This window comes from Pseudoalteromonas sp. SiA1 (assembly GCF_018732205.1).
Lineage (GTDB): Bacteria > Pseudomonadota > Gammaproteobacteria > Enterobacterales > Alteromonadaceae > Pseudoalteromonas > Pseudoalteromonas tetraodonis.
The window spans coordinates 3273312-3297628 of the sequence record NZ_CP076084.1 but is presented as its reverse complement, the minus strand read 5'-3'; the positions used below and the strand labels follow the sequence as shown (position 1 = coordinate 3297628).

The 24317-nt window shown below is 40.7% G+C and carries 19 protein-coding genes; 8 read left to right on the top strand and 11 right to left on the bottom strand.

The annotated features are described in order from the left end of the window. Positions 1–34: 34 nt before the first annotated feature. The 3 genes from KK487_RS15290 to KK487_RS15280 all read left to right on the top strand — a co-directional run bounded on the left by KK487_RS15290 (position 35) and on the right by KK487_RS15280 (position 4281). A complete protein-coding gene (locus KK487_RS15290; protein ID WP_128583399.1) occupies positions 35–1624 on the top strand; it encodes an alkaline phosphatase in 1590 nt (529 codons plus the stop codon). 11 nt (positions 1625–1635) lie between these two features. Further along, complete coding sequence (locus KK487_RS15285; protein WP_128583417.1) at positions 1636–3432, top strand: alkaline phosphatase; 1797 nt, start codon at positions 1636–1638, stop codon at positions 3430–3432. Positions 3433–3552: 120 nt separating this feature from the next. Further along, complete coding sequence (locus tag KK487_RS15280; protein WP_033103572.1) at positions 3553–4281, top strand: hypothetical protein; 729 nt, start codon at positions 3553–3555, stop codon at positions 4279–4281. On the opposite strand, the gene KK487_RS15275 is transcribed toward KK487_RS15280, so the two are convergent. After that, the gene (locus KK487_RS15275) at positions 4256–6151 is read right to left on the bottom strand and encodes a monovalent cation:proton antiporter-2 (CPA2) family protein (RefSeq protein ID WP_036957005.1); all 1896 of its coding nucleotides are present in this window, start codon (positions 6149–6151) and stop codon (positions 4256–4258) included. The genes KK487_RS15280 and KK487_RS15275 overlap by 26 nt on opposite strands. A gap of 303 nt (positions 6152–6454) precedes the next feature. Between KK487_RS15275 and KK487_RS15270 the strand changes: the two genes are divergently transcribed. Continuing rightward, positions 6455–6979 (top strand): hypothetical protein, encoded by a 525-nt coding sequence (locus KK487_RS15270; RefSeq protein ID WP_016899006.1) that lies wholly within the window; start codon positions 6455–6457, stop codon positions 6977–6979. 38 nt (positions 6980–7017) lie between these two features. Here KK487_RS15270 and KK487_RS15265 read toward each other — a convergent pair whose 3' ends face one another. The 8 genes from KK487_RS15265 to KK487_RS15230 form a co-directional block, all read right to left on the bottom strand. Further along, on the bottom strand, positions 7018–7908 hold the full coding sequence (locus KK487_RS15265; RefSeq protein WP_215521879.1) for a DUF4097 family beta strand repeat-containing protein: 891 nt from the start codon (positions 7906–7908) through the stop codon (positions 7018–7020). A 207-nt stretch (positions 7909–8115) separates the two neighbouring features. Continuing rightward, positions 8116–10650, bottom strand: a complete 2535-nt coding sequence (locus tag KK487_RS15260; protein WP_138764429.1) for a TonB-dependent receptor plug domain-containing protein — start codon at positions 10648–10650, stop codon at positions 8116–8118. A 275-nt stretch (positions 10651–10925) separates the two neighbouring features. Continuing rightward, entirely contained in the window at positions 10926–11771 is an 846-nt protein-coding gene (locus KK487_RS15255) for a DUF4198 domain-containing protein (RefSeq protein ID WP_008466776.1), read from the bottom strand. A gap of 34 nt (positions 11772–11805) precedes the next feature. Continuing rightward, positions 11806–12315, bottom strand: coding sequence for a DUF2271 domain-containing protein (locus KK487_RS15250; protein ID WP_016899010.1), 510 nt, complete (start codon positions 12313–12315; stop codon positions 11806–11808). Further along, a complete protein-coding gene (locus KK487_RS15245) occupies positions 12315–12947 on the bottom strand; it encodes a PepSY-associated TM helix domain-containing protein (protein WP_215522134.1) in 633 nt (210 codons plus the stop codon). Before KK487_RS15245 ends, KK487_RS15250 begins: the two co-directional genes overlap by 1 nt. An 82-nt stretch (positions 12948–13029) precedes the next feature. Next, a complete protein-coding gene (locus tag KK487_RS15240; RefSeq protein ID WP_033103568.1) occupies positions 13030–13425 on the bottom strand; it encodes a YbaN family protein in 396 nt (131 codons plus the stop codon). Between the two features lie 142 nt (positions 13426–13567). Beyond that, entirely contained in the window at positions 13568–14854 is a 1287-nt protein-coding gene (locus KK487_RS15235) for a porin (RefSeq protein WP_215521878.1), read from the bottom strand. Between the two features lie 111 nt (positions 14855–14965). After that, the gene (locus KK487_RS15230; RefSeq protein ID WP_016899014.1) at positions 14966–15448 is read right to left on the bottom strand and encodes a MarR family winged helix-turn-helix transcriptional regulator; all 483 of its coding nucleotides are present in this window, start codon (positions 15446–15448) and stop codon (positions 14966–14968) included. 415 nt (positions 15449–15863) lie between these two features. On the opposite strand from KK487_RS15230, the gene KK487_RS15225 reads away from it, so the two are divergent. From KK487_RS15225 to KK487_RS15210, 4 genes are all read left to right on the top strand, one after another. Continuing rightward, complete coding sequence (locus KK487_RS15225; protein ID WP_008466787.1) at positions 15864–16718, top strand: D-hexose-6-phosphate mutarotase; 855 nt, start codon at positions 15864–15866, stop codon at positions 16716–16718. A gap of 16 nt (positions 16719–16734) precedes the next feature. After that, positions 16735–17280 (top strand): PH domain-containing protein, encoded by a 546-nt coding sequence (locus tag KK487_RS15220; protein ID WP_036950028.1) that lies wholly within the window; start codon positions 16735–16737, stop codon positions 17278–17280. Continuing rightward, the gene (locus KK487_RS15215) at positions 17270–18820 is read left to right on the top strand and encodes a PH domain-containing protein (RefSeq protein ID WP_138764431.1); all 1551 of its coding nucleotides are present in this window, start codon (positions 17270–17272) and stop codon (positions 18818–18820) included. The genes KK487_RS15220 and KK487_RS15215 overlap by 11 nt, the downstream gene beginning before the upstream one ends. Before the next feature lie 143 nt (positions 18821–18963). Next, entirely contained in the window at positions 18964–21777 is a 2814-nt protein-coding gene (locus KK487_RS15210; RefSeq protein ID WP_138764432.1) for a TolB family protein, read from the top strand. A gap of 17 nt (positions 21778–21794) precedes the next feature. Here the strand turns inward: KK487_RS15210 and KK487_RS15205 are convergent, their stop codons facing one another. Together KK487_RS15205 and KK487_RS15200 are read right to left on the bottom strand one after the other, a co-directional pair. After that, on the bottom strand, positions 21795–22958 hold the full coding sequence (locus KK487_RS15205; protein WP_138764433.1) for a tetratricopeptide repeat protein: 1164 nt from the start codon (positions 22956–22958) through the stop codon (positions 21795–21797). A gap of 48 nt (positions 22959–23006) precedes the next feature. Beyond that, complete coding sequence (locus KK487_RS15200) at positions 23007–24140, bottom strand: PepSY-associated TM helix domain-containing protein (protein WP_138764434.1); 1134 nt, start codon at positions 24138–24140, stop codon at positions 23007–23009. Between the last annotated feature and the right edge of the window lie 177 nt (positions 24141–24317).

Sequence of the window (24317 nt, the reverse complement as noted above, 5' to 3'; positions counted from 1 at the left end):
TTTAAAAATAACCACTACATAATGGGAATTACGGATGAAAATTAAAAAAGTTGCTGCGGCAATCGCACTAACATTTGCGTTTAGCGCCGTTAGTCATGCCAATGTTCTACCGCAAAGTCAAAAAGACAGCAGCTGGTACAGCGCTGCGCAAGCAAAACTAACAACAAAAACAACGCAAGCACAGGCAATTAAAAACACCAAAGCTAAAAATGTTATTTTATTTGTAGGCGATGGCATGGGTATTTCTACCTTAACGGCAGCGCGTATTTTACAAGGTCAACGCAATAATCAGCTTGGCGAAGAAGGCTATTTAAGCTTTGAGCAGTTCCCTTACTCTGCGCAAGTTAAAACCTATAATGTGGATGCACAAACGCCAGACTCTGCAGGCACCATGACGGCCATGATCTCAGGTGTAAAAACCGATGTGGGTGTTATTGGTGTTGATGAAGATATTGAGCGCGGTGAGTGCTCAACGGTGGCTGGTAATGAGTTACTTACAGCCACTGAACTTGCTGAAATTAAAGGCCTAGCAACAGGAATTATCTCTACTGCTCGCATTACCCATGCAACGCCTGCGGCAACCTATGCTAAATCGGCAGATCGCAACTGGGAAGATATCTCAGACATGCCCGAAGCGGCTGTTAATGCTGGCTGTGAAGATATTGCCTCACAGCTGGTTAATTTTGAAAAAAACCTAGAAGCACGCTTTGTCGGAACCGATGTTGATGGCTTAGATTTTGTGATGGGTGGCGGCCGTCGTCACTTTTTACCAAAAGAGGCCGCGGCTAATTCTACTGACGCTATGAGCGCCGTAGAAGGCGATCGTACCGATGAGCGTAACCTTGTTACTGAGTGGCAAACACAGTATCCAAATGGCACTTATGTGATGGATGAAGCCGGTTTTAATAGCATTGCCGATGACGCCACTAAAGTATTTGGTTTATTTAATGAATCGCACATGCAATACGAAGCTGACCGTGCCAACGATATAGCAGGCGAGCCTTCACTTACCGAGATGACCACCAAAGCCATTGATGTACTGGGTAAAAACGAAAAAGGGTTTTTCTTAACGGTTGAGTCGGGGCGCATTGACCATGCTCACCATGCGGGTAACGCATATAATGCACTTAATGACACCATTGAATTTGCAAAAGCAGTACAAGCTGCCGTTGATAACACCAATCCAGAAGAAACCCTTATTTTAGTTACAGCTGACCACAGCCATGTATTTACTATTGCAGGTTACCCTAAACGTGGTAACCCAATTTTAGGTAAGGTGGTTGCTGTAGGGCAAACTACACCAACGCTAGCTGCTGATAACATGCCATACACCACAGTAGGTTATGCAAATGGCCTAGGTTTTAGAAACTTAATCGATGAAACGGATGCAGACGCAAGCTATGAAACAGCTGCGGTTGCAGGACGTGTTGAGCTAAATGGTGTTGATACAACAACGCCAGGTTTTCACCAAGAAACCACGGTACCACTGAGCTCTGAAACACACGCAGGTGAAGATATTTCACTGCATGCAACCGGACCGGGTGCTCACCTAGCTCAAGGTGTTATAGAGCAAAACGTTGTATTTCATTTAATTAATCAAGCTCTTGAACTAACTCAGCGATAATGGCGGCTCACATGAATAAATTAACAGTACTTTCTTTAGCAGTAATGGTCGCATTAACGGGGTGTTCGAGTGATGACGACAAAAACAGCAATAATATTTTAGCGGTCGATCTCCCAATTGCTGTAGGCTCAGCACAATGTATCAATGGCGGCGTAGAAACACAAAGCGGTGTTGATACCAATACAAACGGGCAATTAGAGAGCAACGAAGTAACGCACACTAACTTAGTCTGTAACGACCCAGCCACCTCATTAACGAGTGAGCAGCTGGCGTCTCTTAGCAATAACGTATGGTTTAGTGATGCACAAACTAAGCTCGCCGGCGCGCAAGATGCTGCAAGTAAAGTGGTAACTGAATCGGGTAAAGCTAAAAATGTGATCTTGTTTGTTGGCGATGGAATGGGTATTTCTACTGTGACAGCTGCCCGTATTTTAGCGGGGCAATTACAGGGTGAAATGGGTGAAGATCACCAATTAAGCTTTGAAACCATGCCGTACTCTGGGTTTGTAAAAACCTATAACGTGGATGCACAAACGCCAGATTCTGCCGGTACAATGACGGCAATGGCCTCAGGTGTAAAAACCGATGTGGGTGTAATTGGTATAGACGAAGCGGTTGAACGTGGTAGTTGTGCATCAGGCAAAGGACATGAGCTTGTTACGTCATTAGAGCTGGCTGAGATTGCCGGTAAGTCTACGGGTATTGTTTCTACTGCGCGTATTACTCATGCAACACCTGCGGCAACCTACGCTAAATCGGCAGACCGTAACTGGGAAGATATTTCAGATATGCCTGCTTCTGAGTCAGCTAATTGTGAAGATATTGCCTCACAGCTGGTTAACTTTGAAAAGAACCTAGAAGCACGTTTTAGTGGTGTTGATGTAGACGGAATTGAAGTGGTTATGGGTGGCGGGCGTCGTCACTTTTTACCAAAAGATGCCGCGTTTAACTCAGCTGATGCTGTTAGTGCTGTAGAGGGCGATCGTACAGATAATCGCGACTTAACCGCCGAGTGGAAAACGCAATATCCAAATGGTGCTTATGTGATGGATCAAGCGGGTTTTACTGCTATTGATGCAACCACAACTGAGCGTGTATTTGGTTTATTTAATGAATCTCACATGCAGTACGAAGCCGACCGTGGCAATGATATTGCAGGCGAGCCTTCATTATCACAAATGACCGAAAAAGCGATTGATGTGCTTAATAACAACGAGCAAGGCTTTTTCTTAACGGTTGAGTCGGGACGTATTGACCACGCGCATCATGCGGGTAATGCATACAACGCACTTAACGATACTGTAGAGCTGGCTAAAGCAGTAAAAGTAGCGATGGAAAACACCAACCCAGAAGAGACGCTAATTGTAGTAACAGCCGATCACAGTCACGTATTTACCATTGCGGGCTACCCTAAACGCGGTAACCCAATTTTAGGTAAAGTGGTTGGTGTAGGGCAAACAGAGCCCAGCCTTGCTGCCGACGATATGCCTTATACTACAGTTGGTTACACTAATGGTTTAGGCTACAGAGACCTAGGTGCAGAAACCGATGCTGATGCATCTTACTTAGCAGCACCCGTTACAGGGCGTGTTGATTTAAGTAATGTTGATACTACAACGCCAGGTTTTCACCAAGAGGCACTTGTGCCACTATCATCAGAAACTCACGCAGGCGAAGATGTAGGTGTGTATGCAATGGGCCCTGGGGCGCATTTAGTAACAGGTACTAATGAGCAAAGCTTTTTATTCCATGTTATGGACTTTGCCGCTGACTTTGTAAAAGCCGCGGATGAAAAAGTAGCGCAATAAACCTTGCGATATAAAACAACCCGCACACTGTGCGGGTTTTTTTATGTCATTAAACTGCCATTATTTTTGGTTATGTTAAAGGCAATTAAGCTAAAAGCGATTAACTAAAGAGATAGTCCAATGAAAAAAGTATTTTTAATAATGAGCGCATTATTTAGCGCAAGCAGCTTTGCTGAGCAGTGCGATATCAATCCACAGGTATTAAAAGCCACTTACACTATTATTAATAAGGCTCCACAAGCGCTTAAAAATAATAAGGAAAACAGCCAAACTCTCACCCTTTGGCGAAATGAGCAACAAGTGGCGCACCAAAGCCAAGTTATAACAGAGCTTTGGCAACATACGAGCAACAATCAAATACGGCCTATTCGTTATTTTAATGCGCAGCAGCGCGGTATTGAATATCAGCCCTCAGAGGTGCAAGGAGTGCAAAACTGGAGTGCAAAAGTACAGCTGGTAGATAATCATCTTATTGAAAAAATGACATTAGTGAGCACCGAAGGCGAAGGCTGCAACGAAATAAAAAATTACAGCTTAGAAGAAAATAACTCTCAGTATAACTTGGCATTTTTTACCCATTCAAAACTAGTAAAAACATTTAGTATTAGTAACCTAGCGAATAAAGCAAGCACGTCACTTAGCTTAGACGCTGTGCAAAATGACACACCAGCTATTAAGGCTCAGTTTGCAAAATGGGATAACTTTCAAACCACCGACTATGCCGACATTGGCGATAACGAAAGCGACCCATTTTTAGCAAAAATGATTAACCTAGGCTTTATAGAGCACGGCGCCACCGGTTTTTATAATCCTCAAGGTGAGGCTATTCAAGGTGGACATCATCATTAGGTCGTTTTTTGGGCTTAGCAGAGTCTTCTGTTAAGCCATTTTCATAATTGTTGGCATCACAGGTATTTAAATTTTGCTGTGCTTGCTTATCTTGCTGTAATACCTGTTTTAAATCTTCCATACGTTGGCGTACTGCAACGCCGTAGCTGGCATCATCTCCCCAAAGCTCAGAAAGTTGTAACACAGATGCACGGTCATGATCCCTAAATAATTTACCAGCACGCTCAGCGTCTTCTTTGCTATTGCCAAGTAGCTGCAGTGATTCTATGGCTAAGTTAATGGCTGAGTCGACGGTTTCGCGGTTAAATGCATCCACTTTTAGATTCAGTAATTGATACGCATGGCGACGATCGATTGCGCGCGCCACTATTTTTAATTGTGGGTAGTTTTTATGTGCCAGCTTAATAATTTCAATGGTTTTATCTGGGTTATCAATCGCAACAACCAGCATTTGTGCAGTATGCGCGCCTGCGGCTTCAAGCAGTTCTTGGCGAGCAGCATCACCGTAAAATACGGTGTTACCAAAGCGGCGCAGCAGTTCTATTTGGCTTGGGCTGTGATCAAGTACGGTAATTTCGTAGCCTTGTGCATGTAATAAACGTCCCATAATTTGCCCAAAGCGGCCATAGCCCGCAATAATTACGTGTTTAGCGGTATTTATTTGTTCTGGTTTATCAAACTCAGGCTTAGTGCTACTACTGCGTTTTTGTATTTGCTCATACAGCATCAGTAATAAAGGAGCTATCAACATAGATACCGCAACCACTAAGGTCACTAGACTGGTTTGTTCTGGGGTTAAAATACTTAATGTGGTGGTCACGCTTAAAAGTACAAAAGCAAATTCACCACCTTGTGCTAGTGCCAATGTAAACAATAGTTTTTGCTTTGAGCTAATTTTAAATGTGACAGCAAGGGCAAACAAAATGCAGGCTTTAATGACAATTAATAAGGCAACTAAAGCAACCACGGTACTAAATTGATTAAATAATAGCTCAAAATTAATTGAAGCCCCTACAGTGATAAAAAATAGTCCTAGCAATAGGCCTTTAAAGGGCTCTATGTCGGCTTCTAATTCGTGTCTAAATTCACTTTCGGCCAATACTACACCGGCTAAAAAAGTACCTAAAGCAGGTGATAGGCCAATACTGTGCATTACAAGCGAAATAGCCACGACTAAAAACAATGCAAAAATAGTGAATATTTCACGCATGTGAGTTTGTGCGATGTATCTAAACAGTGGCGCAGAAACATATTTACCGCCGGCAATAATAGCGGCAATAACAGCTACAGAAACGCCTACTTGTTGCCAAACAGGCCAGTCAGCAATGATTGAATCGCTAATTTGTTTTGAACTACTTGGTGCAGCAAAGGCCAGTAAGGGGAGTAGCGCTAAAATAGGAATAATGGCAATATCTTGAAATAATAAAACCGAAAATGCATTTTGCCCAGCTTCTTGCTTTAACCAGCCTTTTTCTTCGAGGCTTTGCAATACAATCGCGGTAGAAGAAAGTGCCAGCATTAAACCAATGGCCAATGCGGTTTGCCAATGCATGGTAAAAAACCAATAACAAAAGGCAAAAATAACCGCCGCAGTTAGCACCACCTGTAAGCCACCAAGCCCTAAAATAGAGTGCCGAAGCTTCCATAGTCGTGAGGGTTGTAGTTCAAGTCCGACCAAAAATAGCATCATCACTACGCCAAATTCGGCAAAATGCATTACATCGGTTTGATCCCCTACGACTCCCAATGCATAGGGACCAATTAGTATGCCAGCAATTAAATAACCCAGTACTGATCCTAAGCCAAGTCGTTTGGCAATAGGAACAGCCACAATGGCGGCGGCTAAATAAATTAAAGCAATTTCTAGCATGGGGTGCTCTCTTGAGGTTAGGAGTTATTTATATTTTGATACTACTATAAATTAAGTTTGAGTTAATTGTGAAAGAAACATTATTAACGCATACTAATCCGCAATACTATTTAATCATTTTGAACGGGTAAACCAGATGTTAGTTGCGTTAAAAACTTCTCTTTTAGAACAACTAAATAACAAAGTTTTACCTTGCTATCGACACGATTGCCTTCCCTCAAAATAGCTCACTTAATTAAGCGAATTGGTATTACTTTATTGTGTACCATTAAATTTAATAATATGTTTTTTATAGGAACTAAAATGAGTATTAAGCTGCTTTTAAAAATTATGCTGACCACTGTGTTTGCTGCGGTATTTACACAAACGGTGCAAGCTCAACAGTACAAGGTTGAGTTTGAACCACAGCGAGCTGAGCTTGAACAGCAAATTACTGGTGATGAATTTAATGACTATTTAGTTAGTGCAAAAGCAGGTGATATCCTGAATGTGACTCTGACTCCTTCAAATTTAAGTAACTACTTTAATATTTTGCCCTTAGACAGTAATGAAGCCGTATTTATTGGCTCAATAGAAGGGCATGAAGCTAAATATCAACTCAGCACAGATGGAGATTATATTGTGCGAGTTTATTTAATGCGTAATGCAGCGAGACGTGGTGAAACAAGTGATTATAAGTTAACCATCATTAAACATGCAGGTGTAGCCGTGCCTGTAAAAACTATGCACCCAAGCTGGGATAGCGATGGCGATGGAATAAATGATTGTGAAAACGATGGCAGTTGTGACCACACCATTGATTATACAAAACCAAAAACGGTCAATTAATTGACCGTTTTATATGATTTAAAAGTAAGATTAGATTATTAGTCTAGCTTTACTGAACCAGAGATATTATCGATACTAACATCGCCAGAGCCTGCTTCTGTAATTGTTAGCCCTTTAGCGTAATTAACGCGAATATCGCCAGAGCCATCTTCAATCGTCACGCTTGAGCCAATATGTTCAATCAACATATCTCCTGAGTTATCGTCTACGGTGACTGCGCCTTTAATATGTTTAATAGTTATGCCGCCCGAGCCATCTTCAACATTTAATACGCCTGTTACGTTAGTCACTTGCATTTCGCCCGAGCCATCTTCAATAGCGACATTACCACTGACATTATCAATATCAATGCTGCCTGAGCCGTCATTTAATACTAAGTCGCCGACCACATTTTTTACGTAAATACTGCCCGAGCCATCATCAATATTTAGGTTTTTAGCACCATTGATAGATAAGCTGCCAGAACCATCTTTTACATCAATATTGCTGTGCATCTCGTTAATAACAATATCGCCTGAGCCGTCGTTAATATCTAAATTTAGGGTGTTAGGTACGGTAACAACTAAATTGATACTTGGTGATTGCCCGCTGTAAAAGCTAATCCCATTATTACTTTTATTTTGTGCAACAAGTTTTGCTTGTGTACCGCTTTTCTCAAGGGTGAGTTCGTATTCATCGTCAATGTCGGCGGTGTAAATGATGGCATCAACGCTAATATTGGTTGCAGTATTAGAGCCCTGAATATCGAGCGAACCGGCACCACTTAATATCGTTAAGTACTCAAGGTTATTGCTTGGTAGTGAAAGCTGCTGGGTTTGTTTAACTGATGCGACACTGGGCGATATGTGAAATACACAACCGCTGAGTAATAAAATGCCACTAATTAATGAAACGGGCTTAGTGAAGTTGAATAGAGTTGATGCGCTCATGTTTAGTCCTTTGATATTGATTATTTTAGTTAATATACAAAGTATAGAGCAAAATTGAGGCCGAAATGTAAGTTGTTGTTTTATATGAGGTGGCAGCAGTAATTAAAAAGTTAAAATGCCAAAATATGGTTAAAAATACTAAATGTTAATAAAAAGGATGCACACTGCATCCTTTTGTAATTACTCGATTGTTAATGGGCGTTTTACTTAAAAATTGTAAGTAATGTTACCGTATAAAAAGCGCCCATCTAAACTGTAGGGTGTGTAAGGCGTGTACGGAAATATTTGGCCAAAGTTAGAGTAGCCAATATTATCTACCGTTGCTTGAGGGTACTGATCGAACAAGTTATTTGCACCCACTGCAAATTTCCACGCTTCGTTAGGACGATAAGCGACTTCTAAATCAGCAATCCATTTAGCATCTAAATATTCATCACCCTCGCTGGTGGTTGAAATATCTGCCACTTCCCCATAGCGAGTTGCACGCAAGGTTGTTTGCCATTGGTTAAAGCTCCAAACAGCCGATAGGTTTAACTTGTTATCGGGTGTGCCTTGCTCAAAACGGCCTACTTCACGACGGGCAAATACCACGTAGTCATCGCCTAAAGAATTTAGCTCGCTCGGGTTTGCATCTACATGAGTCACTTCGGTATCGTTAATGTTTGCCGCCGCATTTAAGCGCACATCACCCAATGTATTTAAATCAAGTGTGTACGTTGCCACAATATCAACACCTTGCGTGCGCGAATTGATGGCGTTGGTAAAGTAACGAACACTTTCGGTATTTAGCTCGCCAGCATTCGCTAGAATTTGCTGCACAGCGTTACCGCTTAAGTTTTCAGAGAGTACAATCCGGTCATCAATATCAATGCGATACGCATCAACTGTTAAGCTAAAGCCACCTTGAGTGTAAACAAATCCAGCGGTAACGTTAACTGAGTCTTCTGCATCGAGCTGTTTTGCACCTAACGCTTGCGCTGCAGGAGCAGAGCTTGGGAATAGACCAACTTCAAAAGGCTGGTTATTTTCGAGAATAGTCGATATTTGACGGTACGAGCTTTGTGCAAGTGACGGCGCACGAAAGCCAGTACTTGCCGCACCACGTAACGATAGGTTGTCGTTAATACTGTAACGCGTGGCTAATTTTGAAGTAAATGTGTTACCAAAATCGCTGTAATCTTCATAGCGACTGGCTAAAACAACATTCCATTTATCAGTTAAGTAAGTATCAAATTCAGCAAATACAGCAACATTATGACGACTTTCATTGGTTGCGCTTTGCGGCCCAAACCCAGGAAGCACTTGCGCACCGCCAGCAGCAATTGGGTTGCCGTTGTTATCAAGCGCAGTAATATAAGAGGCTTCTTCGCCTTGCTCTATTTTATAGCTTTCACGGCGGTATTCAGCACCAATAGTGAAAAACACATCATCGGGTAAACCAAAATCAACGCTGGTATTGGCATCAAAGTTAACTAAAAACTGATCGTAAACCATGGCGCCGTTATCAAACTCAGTTTGGCTGTTAGTACCTAACGAAGTATTTAGGCTATTTACAACCCCTAAACCAAAGTCATTTCGGCCGTAGTTGGTGCTTACATCCCAAGTCCAGTCGCCACTATCGCCTTGTAAACCAAGTGCCAGCGAGTAATCTTTTACGTCGGTAGCAATTTGTGGCAAAAAGCCATTAGGGTATAGCTCTAAAACATTGCGGCTGTCTTTTGCACGACGGTAAAATCCGCCCGAGTTACCTTCACGCTCTGAATAGCTACCAAACGAATAAACATTAAAGCCATTCTCTAAATCGTATCCCATATTGTAAAACAAAGCGTAGTCTTCCAACGCTGCTTTACCAAAACGGTGATTGTAGCGATCAATTGTAAATTCGCGTGGGTCTAGGCTGCCATCATCTAGGCGGTTGTATTGTTCGCGTGGATCAAAACCAGAGCGTTGAGTTGAGTCGTTATCACGGTATTCAATTGATACATTTACAAAACCATTGTCTGTTAATGAAAAACCTGAGTTTGCGCTAATTGTGCGGGTACTACCGTCGTTAACGTGACGATCGTCGCCTAAATTAAATGCAAGGTTGCCGTTATCATCCGCATAAGTGCTATTTAGTTGCGGTACACCGGCCATTTGGCTGTCGTATTGGCCATAAGTTACGCTAACACTGCCGCCTTCGGTGGCATCTTTTAAAACAATATTGATTACTCCCGCAATGGCGTCAGAGCCATATTGTGCTGCAGCCCCATCGCGCAGTACTTCAACACGCTTAATTGCAGAGGTTGGGATCATGTTTAAATCAACCGCGGTAGAGCCGCGACCAACCGTGCCCCCTAAGTTTAATAACGCACCAGAGTGGCGACGCTTACCGTTAATAAGGACTAAGGTGTGATCGGGTGCAAGGCCTCTTAAAACCGCTGGGCGAGCATGATCGGTGCCATCAGAGAGTGTGGCACTTGGGTAGTTAAAGCTCGGGACTTGGTTAGCGAGCACTTGGCTAATTTCAAGTTGCCCCGTACTTGCCATATCGTCACTGCTAATAATATCTACAGGCACAGTACTTTGCGCAATACTACGCAAACTGCGGCGCGTGCCTGTTACTGAAATTACTTCGATATTTTCTTCGACTTGGTTAGTTTGCTCAGCCGCATTAGCAGCTGAAAAAGAGGCGCTAAGTGCGGTGGAAATAGCCAAGCTAAGTGCTAATTTTTTATTAGCTGATAAATGCTGAAAAGTCATTAAGCGTGCCTTGAAGATTTTGAAAAGGGCGCATCATATATAAGCGGCTAGTGCATCGCAAAGATCTAAATTGACTAAGTTATTCAACTATTTTCATAAAAATAAGTGATCGGAATAATAGATTGAAACAGGAACAGACAAGGAGGCTAAAATATAGGATTATGCTTATTTAGGCAGCGAAAATGACTAACTTGGTTTAAAGCTTTGCTAAAGGGTTTAAATTATAAAGAAGCTACAGGCCAAACGATTAATGTGGCCTGTAGGGAATTAAAAAGTTATTCAGGTGCTACTTCAAGGGTGGTAAATAATACATAACGGCTGGCGTCTACATCTTTTTCGTTTACTGTCACTTTTTGAGAGGTTTCGATTAGGTATAGGCCTGGCTCTTTCCACGTTGTGCTAAACATGCCGTTTTTGTCGGTCGTTACTTTTATTTCGCCACGTTCGTTACGGTAGCGTGTATCGCCTTTTAAAATGCTGACTTCAATGCCTTCGCCAACCGGCTTTCCATCGCTTATTAGCTGAAAGCGCGCTTGCTCGCCAACAAATAAATCGTTTGGATGCGTTGGGCCGCTAAGCTCTAAGCCTTGACCTAATTGTGCTGGTTTAGAGGTACCATTATGACTAACAAAGGTATCAACAGTAGAGATGGTTTTAATTGTAGTGATGTCGCTGGCGTCTTTAGGTAGATTGGCATCTGCTTTTTTGGCGAATACACGGCTTCGCTCACCTGCTGCATTTTTGTAGAAGGTCATGTACATAGGTTTTTGCGTCATCGCAATATGATAGGTGCCTTGTTGCTGAAGTTTTACTGCAGCAGAGCTTTTGCGTTGTAGGTAGTAGGCACGAATGGTATCGGTAACTTGCTCGCCATTTGGGGCAAGTGCCATAAGCAGAGTGTCGTCGTATTCAGCGCCTTTTGTGCTTGGACGAAATGCTTTATCAGGTGCAAAAATTTCGTTAGAAATACTCGCATCAATCATTACATAATGGGCTTTATCCCCTGATAGCGAGGTATGCGAAGGTAGTAACCAGCGGCCATGTGCACTTGCAGCTGTTGATACCAGCGCTGATAAACTCAGTGCGCCAATGAGTGCTGTTTTTAATAAATTAACGTTCATTATTTTTCCTTTAAATTTGAATGATAAGTAGGGACTACCTAGCGGATACAGTGACAAAGCTGGTTGAAAATTCGTTTTTACCATCAATGGTTATTTTTCCTGATTGGGTTAAATCAAGCTCAATACGGCTGTAATCACGCCCGCCTTCTTCACGAACAACTTCAACATTTAACAGGTATTTTCCTGCGATAACTGATTTGCCATTAAGATCGTTTCCGTCCCAATTAATGGTATAAGTGCCTGCGCGTTTGGTTGCGCTACTAACCCCATCGAAGTTTGCATCACTTTTACCTGCTTTACGCCACCATTGGCGTAGGTCTTTAAACCATTCCGCTTTTTGTACCCAAAGCGCTAAAGTTGTGACATGTTTTCGCTCTGGTGTTTCGAGCCAAACTGCAACATAAGGGCGATGATAGGGCTGCACATCTAACTCAGGTAGAGTTAATTCGATTTCTAATTGGGGCGATTGCGCTGCCACCGAAGTGTGAAAACACACGGCAATTAACAACAATACGGTGCTAATTAAAGATTTAAACTTGAACATTAAAATACTCCTTTAATTTGTGGAACCCAGCATAAATAAATAACCAATGGTGTTGCGATTCCTAATATGGTTATCCATATTCCTGCTAAGCGTTTTTTTCTGTTTTGAAATAAAATAATCATGCCGGTGATGGCAAATAGAATCATCAGCACCGCTGATATATCAATAACCCAGCTCCATACTTCTCCTGAGTGACGACCTTTGTGTAAATCGCCAATAACACTTAAAACCCCCCCGGTTTGATAATCGAGTAACAATTCACCACTGATAAAATCAAACTCTGCATAGGCATAGCCTGCTGGTAATGGGTAGTCGAGCATAACCAGTGAATCTTGCTTTTCCCATTCAATGCTTTTTACTTTATTAAGCCCATAGTGTTTGGCTAAGTAAGCTTCAATTTGGGGATAAATAGCAGGCAGGCTATTTAATTGTGTATTTGCTTGAGTAAGCAGATCTTGGGGGATTTGGACCGTAATTTGGCCATTGTTTTTATCGTTTTTTAACCAGTCAACATGGTTTAGCACTATACCGCTTACACAAAATAGAATAAGTAAAAAAAACAAAGCGGTGGAAATATAGATATGTAGAGTACGACTTGTACTATATAAAGTGCGTTTATTAACAAAGGGCATAAAAGGTACAAACTTATTTAATTTATACGGATGATAATGATTTGCATTAGCTGTTACAAATTTATTTACCAAACTTTACACTTTATTTTTTAGGAGGAGCTGAGGGCTTAGAAATTAAGTAAGCCATAACCAGCACTTCAACAACCGCCACTAGGGCAATAATCCAAGCTGGAGGGCTGTTGTATAATAAAAATATAAAGCCTATTAGCATACCTATACCCGCAGCATACTTTGCCTTTACAGGAACCACTTGATGGGCGCGCCAATGTTGTAATGTTGTGCCAAAGCGAGGGTGGTTTAATAGCCAAGACTCAAGCGCTGCGGATGAGCGAGCAAAACAGGCTAAGGCTAAAATTAAAAACGGCGTGGTTGGCATAACCGGTAGGGCAACACCAATAATGCCGAGTAATACACACAGTAGCCCCAGCAATTTAAAGCCGAAATTTTTATAATAAATAAAAACGTTTTTTATGCTCACTTTAGCTCTTTTTTAATTAATTAAACGGTAAAAGGGTAAGCTAATTAAAAGGTAAAATGAAGAGAAAATGGCTTAGTTGCATGTTATCAACTAAGCCATTTAGGGTTAGCAAAGGAAAAGAATTTCCTGATTGCACTACCTATTAAAAATAATAGCCTAAATTAATATTAAAACGGCGCTCGGTATCGCCATCACCAATAATGGTACCGCCAATAAAGGGTTGATTGCGGGCTTGTACGAAATCAACATAACTAAAGAATCCGCCAGCAGTAATGCTCATACCGGTTACATTCATCCAAGTATTGGCGCTATTATCTGACTTGTTGTAGATGATCCCATAGTCGTTATAAAACTGCAGGTTGGTAACTGGGCCCCATTCTAGTGCGTAGTCATAGGCAATATTAAAGTTGGTCATTATGGCTTGGCTCGATACACTGTCATAATAGTCAAAAGCACCCACCGCAAAGCGGTTATTACCATCGTCTAAGTCGTAGTCATATTCACCGTGTTGCAATTGAATATTCCAGTTATTAATGTTGCTGTTTAAGTGAACAGCCCAAGCACTGTAATTACCAGCGCGCTCTTCACCGTCGTGAAGTCCGCCACTGAGTAACGATACCCCGATGTCAGTGGTGATATTTTTACTATGCTCAAGCTGATAAGTAGCGCGACCAGCAAAGGTGTTGTATTCACCAAGCTGCTTTGCTGGTTCAGCATAGATGCCTTCATCTGCAGGACGACTACCAACAATATCATAAGAGTAACGATGATTTTTGTCTGATGCTGAGCCATCAACTCCACCCAGTTCATCATTTTTGAAAAAGCCTAAATCAAGTGTCCAGTTGTCTTTAAGTTTGCGCTTAGCAACCACACCTAAATCAAAATCATCTTCTAGGCCAACATAGTAGTTGGTGCTAAAAAAGTAGCTGTGGGAATTATAAGGACCGTTACCAAACGGCACGGCTGTTATGCCTGCCTGAGCTTCCCAGCCATCAATAAATTCGTACCCTAAGTAAGCGTACTTTACGACAGTCATATAATCGTAAAAGCGTATTTCACCATTGACTGAAATATCATTAATTTCGCCAGAGACATTTAACCGGAAAATATCAAAATCAAAGTCACCACCGCGATCTTCATTGTCTTCATCGTAAGAGTTTATACCGTAGTTAGCGCGAATAGCACCTCCTACCTTTATTCCAGATGATTGCTTTTCTTGCTGTGCAGTATCTGTAGAAGTAGCTTGCAACTGTTTACTAACTTGTTCTACTTGCTGAGACTTTTTTTCAGCGAGTTTGCTTTCAAGTTTATCTACTTGTTGCTTTAACTGCGTTAATTGGCTTTGGAGAGGTTGAAGATTTGATGCATAAGAATTGCTAGCAACACCACTTAAAATTAATGCGAGTGTTAGTTTTGAGAGTTTAGTCATAATAGCCGTTTTGATTGTGATTAAAAAAATAAAGGCGCAACGATGCGCCTCTTAGTGTGGAAAAAGGAGAAAATGGCAGACTAATTTAGTTTATTGTTTTTATACTGCGTTTTATTCTTTAGAAGTTTGAAACAGTGCGCCTACTTCTAAAAGAGGAGAGGCATCTAGCTTATCTGCATCCATCATTGCGGCAATACGTTGCATTGATGAAAGTAGTAGGCTCTGTTCCCATTCAGCAAGCGCTGAAAATTTTTCGATAAAGTGTTCTTGCAAGGGCTGAGGCGCTTTTTCGAGTAATTCTTTACCTTGTTCAGTAAGGTATAAGCTGACCCGGCGTTTGTCCATTTGACTACGAACGCGTGTTACCAAATTCTTGCTTTCTATTCGGTCAAGAATATTTGTGACCGTTGCCGGACTTAAATTGACGTTTTGCGCAATACGACTGGCGGTAATACCATCAGTTTGAGACACTTCTTGCATAATAAGCAGTTGTGGTCCAGTTAAACCCGCTGTTTTATTAAGTTGTTTTGAATGTAAGTCAATCGCACGGATCACCTTGCGTAAAGAAACTAGTAACTCGTCATATTTTTGCATTTGTTTGTCTCATGAAAGGCGAATCAGTTGCCGTAATCACGAAATGTTACACATCAAATAAATTGAATTCAAATGATATATGTTGTTTTAGCCTGCTGTTATTAGTTTTTATTGGTTTTTATTAATTTGAGCAGTAATTAAAATGGCATTTATTATCTTTATTTTATTAAAAGTTAATAACACTCTGTTTGCTAAGGCTGCGCACCTTACGTAAGTTAAAAGCGATACGCAAGCCACAGGTTTAAAACTTTAGTCGTAATTGAGCCGTTGATGTGGCATAAAAATATAGTAACTAACTCAATTTAAATAACTATTCTATGTAGCTTATGCTTTAAGCATGCATTATTGTTTGTGTACAGTAACCTGAACTCAGGTTAAGTACTAAAAAATTAGTCTCAGTGTTAAAGGAAATAAAATGCAATTATCACCCTCAGTATGTATTGAGCGTACACATAGCGGTTTGGAATTTATTAGTATTAATAGTCGCCAATGTAAGGCGAAGATATTTTTACAAGGTGGGCAAATAACTGAGTTTACACCCAAAGGAAAATTGCCACTATTGTGGGTGTCTGGGGATGAAACCTTTAGCGAAGGGAAGGGCATTCGTGGCGGTATTCCTATTTGCTGGCCTTGGTTTGGTCAACATGAAAATAAAGACTTTCCAGCACATGGTTTTGCGCGCACGCACGTATGGCAAGCCGATGAAGTGCATGAAACCGAGAACGAGATTACTGTTAGTCTTAAATTACCAATGAAGCAGATAGATTCTACCTTTTGGCCTCATCAATCTTCTTTAAGGGTTGAGTTTATTTTATCTGAGCAGTTAGAGGTGCGTTTAACCACCTGTAATTTAGGTAACACCCCATTTAGTTATACACAGGCGCTGCATACTTACTTTCCAACTGATGATATTAATAATACTCGCGTAACAGGGCTGCAAGGGGCGCAATACATAGAATTTGGCCAAGGGCCTTATCAGCAAAGTGATGTGGTTGGTTTTACCCGTGAAACCGATATGGTTTATACCCAAGCCGCGGCTGTGCAAACCATTGAAACTCCTCAAGGGATGATCAGCGTTAGCAGAGAAAACTCGCGCTCGTGCGTGTTATGGAATCCATGGATTGAAAAATCAAAGCGACTATCAAATTTTGCCGATGATGATTATAAAAGCATGTTATGCCTAGAGGCTGCGAATGTACTTGAAGATGCGGTTACGCTTGAGCCAAAACAAAGTCATACCCTAGTAACAACAATTAAGTGGCTTGGCTAAGCCTACCATAAGCGTAATGGAGCAAAGTGTGTTTACTAATCAACAAATAACCGACCTACCGCAACATAAAAGCATAGTGTTTGAGCCGCTTGCGGACAAAGCATTGTTGCATGCACAATTGAATTGGTTGTTATTTTTCATTCCTTTTTGCTTAGTACTAGCGGCTGTTTGCTATTTTAATACAGACTTTGCTGCTATGGCGCAAGGTTACTTATTGGTTGCTGTTCCGCTATTAATTTTACTGTGTATGTTATATAGCGTGTTCAGCATAAAATTACAGGGCAGCGCGTTGCGTACCCACGATATTGCTTTTAAAAAAGGCATTATTTGGCAGCAGGTGACAATTTTACCGTTAGCGCGTGTGCAGCATATTGAAATACACCGTGGGCCCATAGAGCGAAAGCTTGGTTTAGCCAGTTTAAGACTTTATAGCGCCGGCGGTATGAGTGCCGATTTACAAATTAGCGGCCTGACCCATGAAAAATGCAAAAATATTCGTCAGTTTGTACAAAGCTATCGCCACGATGAAACCGCAAGCGAGGTAGCTGCCAGTGAGTGTTGATGCTGCGCAAATAACGTCACCTTCACTTAATTGGCAAAAAGTGTCGCCCTGGGCGCTGGCTTATTTTGTGATGCATTTTAGTGTGCGCTTCATAAAAGACGGCTTATTTAATTTACTGCCCGTGTTGGTGGTATTTGTTACCCAAGTAGAAAATAAACTATTTTGGGGGCAAGTTGGGCTCGCGGTTGCTTTGACCTCATTGCTTGCCTATTGTTTTTTGTATTACCGTAGTTTTCGTTTTTGTATTACTGACGAGCATGAAATTTTACTTAATAAAGGCGTATTTAAAAAAGAGCGACTTACCTTAAAATTTTCTCGAGTGCAAAACGTAAATATAGCGGAGCCATTTTACTTCACCCCCATAGGGTTAGTTAATTGTATTTTTGATGCGGCAGGCAGTGTGGCTCAAGAAGCTGTTTTGCCAGGGGTAACTAAAGATTACGCGCAACAAATGCGTAAACGAGTGTTTGACTATAAAGCGCAGCAGCAACCATCAGCTGAAGTGGCTGATACAGCGCAATCTCATATTGAAGAGCAGAGCGAAAATAGTTTAGTTATCACCAATAAAGAAATAGCTAAGTTTGGTTTAATGTCGAATATGGCTATTTTGGCACTTGCGGCAATTGCCCCTTTTATGAATGTGGCCATCGACTTTTTAGAGCAGCAATTTATAACAAAAATAGAGAGTTATTATCAGCAAGAGCTCGGTATGATGGCTAATGCAGCTGTGTTAGCGGTTATTACTTTAATTATTATGTTGGTATTTATTGCGGTGTTTTTATCGGTGACTATGTCGCTCATTCGTTTTTATAACTATCAGCTTTACTTTAAAAATAATAAATTCAAACGTATTGCAGGGCTGTTAGAGCGTCATCAACTATCAATTAGTTTAGACAAAGTACAGTCAATCGTTATTAAGCAAAACCTAGTTGCTAGGCTATTAAAACGCTTTACTGTGGAGTGTTTGCAAGCCAGTAGCGGCGGTGCTGCAAGCATGGCGAAAAAGAATAAACAAACCTTAGTGCTGCCTGTGCTCACGCAGGAGCAAGTTGATAATGTGTGTCAGTGGATTTATCCGTGGTTTGACAGTAAAAAGCTGGCATTCAATGCGGTAGAAAGGGCGTTGTTATATAAAAACACGGTGTTTTATGCTTTGCTACCGAGCGTTGCTTCTGGTTTTTTTATTAGCTTTATGCAACTTAATATATTAATTGCATTAGCATTATTCTTGGTATTAGCCGCGTTAGTGTTTTTATCTTATAAACGTTATGGGTATTACCTTCATCAACAAGATGGGCGTTTTTATTTGGTGGTACGCAAAGGTATGATTGGTGTGCATTACCGGGTATTTGAGCTGTACAAAGCACAAAGCGCTCGCAGTGTGAGCACCTTTTTTATGCGTCGTTCTGGCTTAAAAAGCCTGTATATACAACTTGCTGCAGGCGGTGCGTACGTCCCATATTTAAAACAGCAAGATGCTGACTTCATTATAGATTTTACACTTATGCAGGCTGAGTCAGACCCTCGCAGTTGGATGTAACTTCCTTTGTTCAAAACTCAGATTAAATAATAAAGCGGGTGTAAATACACATTTGCACATGCTTTATTACACTTTTTTACTGCCCGTTTTTTCCATTTGATAATACTCTAAACATTATCAAATGTACTATTTAAGGGATTATTGTGAAAAAGTCACTCATTGCATCAGCCTTATTATTGGCTGCACCTAGCTTTGCTGCTAATTGGCAAACCATTCATACCGAGCATTTTAATGTTCACTTTAGTAGTGAGCATACTGATTTTGCTAAATCGACTGCTGTGGAGCTGGAAATTGTTCGCACTAAAGTGCTTGAGCAACAAAATCGGGCGCTTGATAAAATCGTCGATGTGGTGGTGTTTGACCCTCTAAATGCAGCGAATGGCTTTGCCTTACCAACCTCTAATAATCCTGTTATGGCGCTTTTTACTACGCCACCGCAGTCGGATACCGTGATATCAAATTCATCGGGTTGGCAGCAATTGTTGGTGCTGCACGAATACATTCATTTAGTCCATTTAGCGCAGCCAACCCGTAACGACTGGCAGCAAAAGATTCGCGGTGTATGGGATATATACGATTTAACCTATGGTGATACACCGCGCTGGGTAGCCGAAGGGTACGCCACTTTAATTGAATCAAAAATGACAGGTCGAGGGCGCTTATTTGATAACTATGCTGAGGCAATACTTAGAGAGTTTGCTCAGCAGGGAGCGCTTCCCACCTATGGGCAACTAAATAGCGATGAGGGCTTTATGGCGGGCTCTATGGCATATTTAATGGGAAGTCGTTTTTTATATTGGTTAGAGCAAAATTACTCAGAGCAGCTACTCGATAATGTATGGGTTCGTATGCGAGCAGTGAAATCACGAGATTTTGACGACGCATTTTCTGGTGTATTTGGGCAAAGCGCTGCCAAGCTATATCGTCGATTTATTGCTGAATACACTTATAAAGCAATGCAACAAGAGCAAACCGAGTCATCACTTAATAGCAAGCTTTGGTTAAAGCTAGATTTATACGCTAGCAATCCTGCCCTTTCAAATGATGGCAGCAAAATTGCGATAGTTGAACGTGATGAAAAAAGTAAAACAAAACTAATAATTTACAGTACAGAAGACAACATCAAAGCACGAGATAAGTTTACTAAGGTGCAAAAGGAGCTCCTAGAGAACGATAAGCAAGATGTTCCTGATACCCCACCAATCGTGTTTAAGCGCGAACAAAAACAAGTACTAAATCAAATTAATCGCGCAGGTATTGCTAACCCGCAATGGGTAAATAACAACACACTTTATTTTAATGCCTACAGTAGTGAAGAATTGGGTACTTATAACAAAGTGTCTGACATTTTTAGCTACAACACCGACACTGGCAACATAGAGCAACTTACAGAGCTGGCCGGTATTCGCCGTTTTAGTGTTACCCGTGATGGGAAAACACTTTACGGTGAACAAATACGAGCTGGTTATTCTGAATTGGTTAAAGTCGATCTTAATACGCAAACTATAACGCCGCTTTTCAGCAAAAGCTTAAAAACCACGTATGATTACCCGACGCTTAGCCCCGATGAAACAAAACTAGCTTACTTATCAGCATCATTAAACGAAAACTGGCAGTTGTATATACAAGGCTTAAACGGTGATGCCAGGCGGTCAATCCCAATGCCTAACGGGTATCAGTATTTAAGTCAGCCGAGTTTCAGTCAAGATGGGGAATCTATCTATTTTGTTGCTGGCCTAAATAATAAAACTGATATTTATAATTATCATATAAAAAATAACACCCTCACCCGCTTAACTAACGGGCAAGAAGCGCTCGCATACCCGATTGAGGCTGAAGATGGCTCACTACTTTATTTCTCTATTAATGCCGATGGCCCTGATGTAAAAACGCTAACAACAAAAAACCGCACAGCCGTGACTTATTTCGCTGTAAACAGTGAAGCTCCATTGTTGATGGTAAATAAGCATACTCTGCCACCGGCAAAAATATATACCGATGAGATAGCAGAACAAAGCGATTACGCAGTACTTGATCAGCAAGCGACGTTTGCCTTGGGATCTCAGTATTATTCAGCGTCAACCAGTTTGCTAAGTGTAGGTATAAAAAGTAGCGACCTATTAAAACAACTTGATTTACAAGCGGGTTATAACATTGATTTGCATGACGGTGCATTACATGGCGGCTTTATACAAGCAAAATACAATGCGTTAAATACAAAGTTTAAGCTTGCGCTATTTGATTATAATTTGGATACATCACATCAATATCAACCTAGCTTAAACGCTGATATTGAAGCCCGAGGTGGTTATGCTGCAGTAAGCCACCCATTGAAATTTGGCCAGTTACATTTAACCCCAGAATTGGCCTATAACTATACAGATTATAAAAATAGCCATAAAAATTGGACACGGTTGAGTATTGCTCAAAGCTGGCAACATGACCGCCAAGCATTTGCTATTGGGCAGAGTATTTATGCCAGCATTTATGATGGGCAGAATCACAGTAGTCATTGGCAAGGTTATGACTTGGCAGCAAAAATATTTGGTAAAGCGTTTGATATACCACTTTTTGTTAACTTTGAGCAAAAGCAAAGAGATGACAGTAGCCTGACATTAGGCGGCTTTAGTTCTAATTTAATTAATCAGCAGCAAAGTAGTGAATTTGTGCTTGCTGCTGAACTGCCTTTTTATAGTGCAACCACTGAGCGCTACCAAGGGTATGGTGGTGGCATCAGCTTTAAAGAAGGCATGCCTTGGCTTTATTACAAGCAACATCAATTAGACAGCAACGTTTATGCACAAAGTTACGGCTTAAAATACCAAGGTGACTTTAGCTTTGGTATGGGGCCTGCGGGCGTTAATGACTTAACCTTTGATATGGGGTTGTCGCGAGTAGAAGGTGACAGCTTTGAAGATGAAATGCGCGCGTGGTTAAGCTTTTACTATTCATTGTAAAAGCCTATTTAGCTAAGTTACTTACTCGCTTTTAAGGACAGTAACTTAGCTTGATATACATTTAACTTTTGCTTGTCTTTTTCGAGCTCTATCGCTTTCTCAAGTAATTTTTGTGTTTGGTGATTTTTTCCTTGTTGATAGCGAATTTTAGCAAGCTCTAAATAAAGTTCTGCAATATACGGCGCTTTTGTTATGGCTTGTTCAATATGCTCTGTAGCGGTATTAATTCGTCCTGTTTCTAGGTCATTTTTTGCAATAACTAAAAGTTCATAAGGATCTTTTTCTACTTCAGTAAGTCGGCTTGCTAATTGTTCAACAAGTTGCTGATCACCAATTTGTTTGGCTAAAACTTGATAATTACTAAGTAAATTTATATTTATCAGCTTATTATCTAAAGCAGTTTGGTAAATAAGCTGTGCACTTTTTAAATCGCCAGCTCGTCGATGTAAAATTCCAGCCATATTAAATAGCTCAGGATCATAAGGGGTGTATTTATTTGCTTGTAAAATAAGAGAGTACGCTTGATCAAGCTGCTTATCTAAAAGCGCGTCAGCAGCTAAGTTACTATAAAATTTAGAGATTAAATCATTATAATTAGCACTATCAGAATACACACTACCTCTGGTTGGGAAGTAGTCTATTAAGGTTCCTGGGCGAAAAAAAGTGATCACATTTTCTTCTTTTTCAGGCAGTTCCTCTTCTGGGGCATAAACTTTAGTTCTAAAATGGTTTGCTACATAAACCAAGTTATCTTCCTGTGCGTAAACTGGCTCGCTAGTCATTTCTTGAAAGCTGGTTTTAAGCCCTAATGTTTGTGCATAACTTTGGGTAAGAACAGCAAGGCTGATACAGTTACCTTGTGCAAGGTTGAGAGATTGAGATGATGTAAGCGTATCGCCATGATACTTAAAATTAGAGAGCTGATTTTCAAGGTAGTTATAAATAATACGGTCACTACGAATATTAGCTGTTTGTTGTTTTGTTACGAAGGCTAAAAAGCGTGCTTTTTCTGCCTCGGGAAGTTCAAATATAACCTTTTCAGAAGGTGTGGTTTGTTGTACAAATAATGTGTGATTAATTAATGAACTTAATTGTACGCGCTGAGTTTGCATATTGATTTTGCTGCTGCACCCCACAACAAATAAAAAAGTTAAACTTATTATTACCTTGAACATATTCATTAACTCACTCCCTCGTTGGTTTCACTTTACAAGGGAGTGATTGTTTTATCAAGCATTCGCGCTTCGTTGTTGAGTTAAGCGATTTTTGTGTGATTGCTTTTTACGTTTACGGCGTGTGAGCCATAAATAAAAGCCTGTACCAGCGAGCCATACAGGGCTAAGGCCAACAATACACCATAGTATTTTACTGATAAGCCCAGCAAAATAACCAAAGTGTAGTTTTCTAAAACTGTCTATTACTTGCCAACCAGCACCAGCCTCTCGAATATCCCAGTTAGCCATGTGTTCACCTGTTTGCTTATCATAGGTTATGGTATTGGCGTATTCACTGGTTAGTGGGTTACTGGTATTTACTTCGCCATAAAGAGTAATATTTTCATCGGGCTCTCGTGGAAAAACTAAAAAAGTTGTATTAAAAGTGGGTATTTGCAGTTTGCTATCATTAAGAATCCGCTCAAAAGAGATGTCGTCACTATATAATTTATTTGTAATAGTGTGGTGCTCTTCTTCTGCGTGTTCTATTACTTCGTGATACCACACTGCTCCATTAAAATAGCCACCGGTAATTGCTAAAACGATAAGGATAGGTGAGCCTAAAACACCGGTCATCTTATGAATGTCACTGAGTACTATTTGTAACGTTGCGCGCCAGCGTACGCTAAATAGTCGCTGCCAAAATTTGCGGTAAATAATTAAGCCAGTAATACCTAAAGTTAATAAAAATAAAGCAAAAAAGAACCCTAATACGGTGCCTGTTTGCCCTGGTAAACTTTTTAAGTCGTTAAGTAAAAAGGTGTAATGGAGCTCTAAAAACCAGTCGGTAAAATAATGAGTTGTGCTTACGGGTTCTGATAAAACTTCTCCCGTGTATTGGTCTAAATGCAACTTATACCAATTGTCAGTGCCACGCTTAACCAAATAAAGCCGGTCGGCGGTGGTGTTATTAAAAAGCTCCCAGCTTCCTACTACATACTCAGGAAAGGCTGCTTCGGCTTTATCTATTAATGAGTCCATAGGTAAGCGAGCAGCTTGCTGCTGTACCACAAAGTGTTTGTCAGGCATCAGTAAGCCGTCTATTTCACTTTTAAACACTAAAACACTGCCAGTAATGCTAATAACAATTAACGGAATAATGGCAATTAGCGCCAACCAACTATGAATTTTAAACAGTGTTTTTCTCATTATTTTAGCTTGTATGTTAAATTACACGTATGCGCATGATAACAGTTATCATTTGTATTGCAATTAGTTGAAGTGGCGTGCTGTGAAGTTTTAGTAACGGTTTTTGTATACTCAAGTTGCCATCACTAAAAACTAAAGTAAGCATGAAGCTTGTATAAAACCTAGCCAGCCCTACAA

Excerpts from the sequence above, each read along its gene's own strand:
- KK487_RS15290 (WP_128583399.1), top strand. The coding sequence starts at position 35 with ATGAAAATTAAAAAAGTTGCTGCGGCAATCGCACTAACATTTGCGTTT.
- KK487_RS15285 (WP_128583417.1), top strand. The coding sequence starts at position 1,636 with ATGAATAAATTAACAGTACTTTCTTTAGCAGTAATGGTCGCATTAACG.
- KK487_RS15280 (WP_033103572.1), top strand. The coding sequence starts at position 3,553 with ATGAAAAAAGTATTTTTAATAATGAGCGCATTATTTAGCGCAAGCAGC.
- KK487_RS15275 (WP_036957005.1), bottom strand. The coding sequence starts at position 6,151 with ATGCTAGAAATTGCTTTAATTTATTTAGCCGCCGCCATTGTGGCTGTT.
- KK487_RS15270 (WP_016899006.1), top strand. The coding sequence starts at position 6,455 with ATGAGTATTAAGCTGCTTTTAAAAATTATGCTGACCACTGTGTTTGCT.
- KK487_RS15265 (WP_215521879.1), bottom strand. The coding sequence starts at position 7,908 with ATGAGCGCATCAACTCTATTCAACTTCACTAAGCCCGTTTCATTAATT.
- KK487_RS15260 (WP_138764429.1), bottom strand. The coding sequence starts at position 10,650 with ATGACTTTTCAGCATTTATCAGCTAATAAAAAATTAGCACTTAGCTTG.
- KK487_RS15255 (WP_008466776.1), bottom strand. The coding sequence starts at position 11,771 with ATGAACGTTAATTTATTAAAAACAGCACTCATTGGCGCACTGAGTTTA.
- KK487_RS15250 (WP_016899010.1), bottom strand. The coding sequence starts at position 12,315 with ATGTTCAAGTTTAAATCTTTAATTAGCACCGTATTGTTGTTAATTGCC.
- KK487_RS15245 (WP_215522134.1), bottom strand. The coding sequence starts at position 12,947 with ATGCCCTTTGTTAATAAACGCACTTTATATAGTACAAGTCGTACTCTA.
- KK487_RS15235 (WP_215521878.1), bottom strand. The coding sequence starts at position 14,854 with ATGACTAAACTCTCAAAACTAACACTCGCATTAATTTTAAGTGGTGTT.
- KK487_RS15230 (WP_016899014.1), bottom strand. The coding sequence starts at position 15,448 with ATGCAAAAATATGACGAGTTACTAGTTTCTTTACGCAAGGTGATCCGT.
- KK487_RS15225 (WP_008466787.1), top strand. The coding sequence starts at position 15,864 with ATGCAATTATCACCCTCAGTATGTATTGAGCGTACACATAGCGGTTTG.
- KK487_RS15220 (WP_036950028.1), top strand. The coding sequence starts at position 16,735 with ATGGAGCAAAGTGTGTTTACTAATCAACAAATAACCGACCTACCGCAA.
- KK487_RS15205 (WP_138764433.1), bottom strand. The coding sequence starts at position 22,958 with ATGAATATGTTCAAGGTAATAATAAGTTTAACTTTTTTATTTGTTGTG.
- KK487_RS15200 (WP_138764434.1), bottom strand. The coding sequence starts at position 24,140 with ATGAGAAAAACACTGTTTAAAATTCATAGTTGGTTGGCGCTAATTGCC.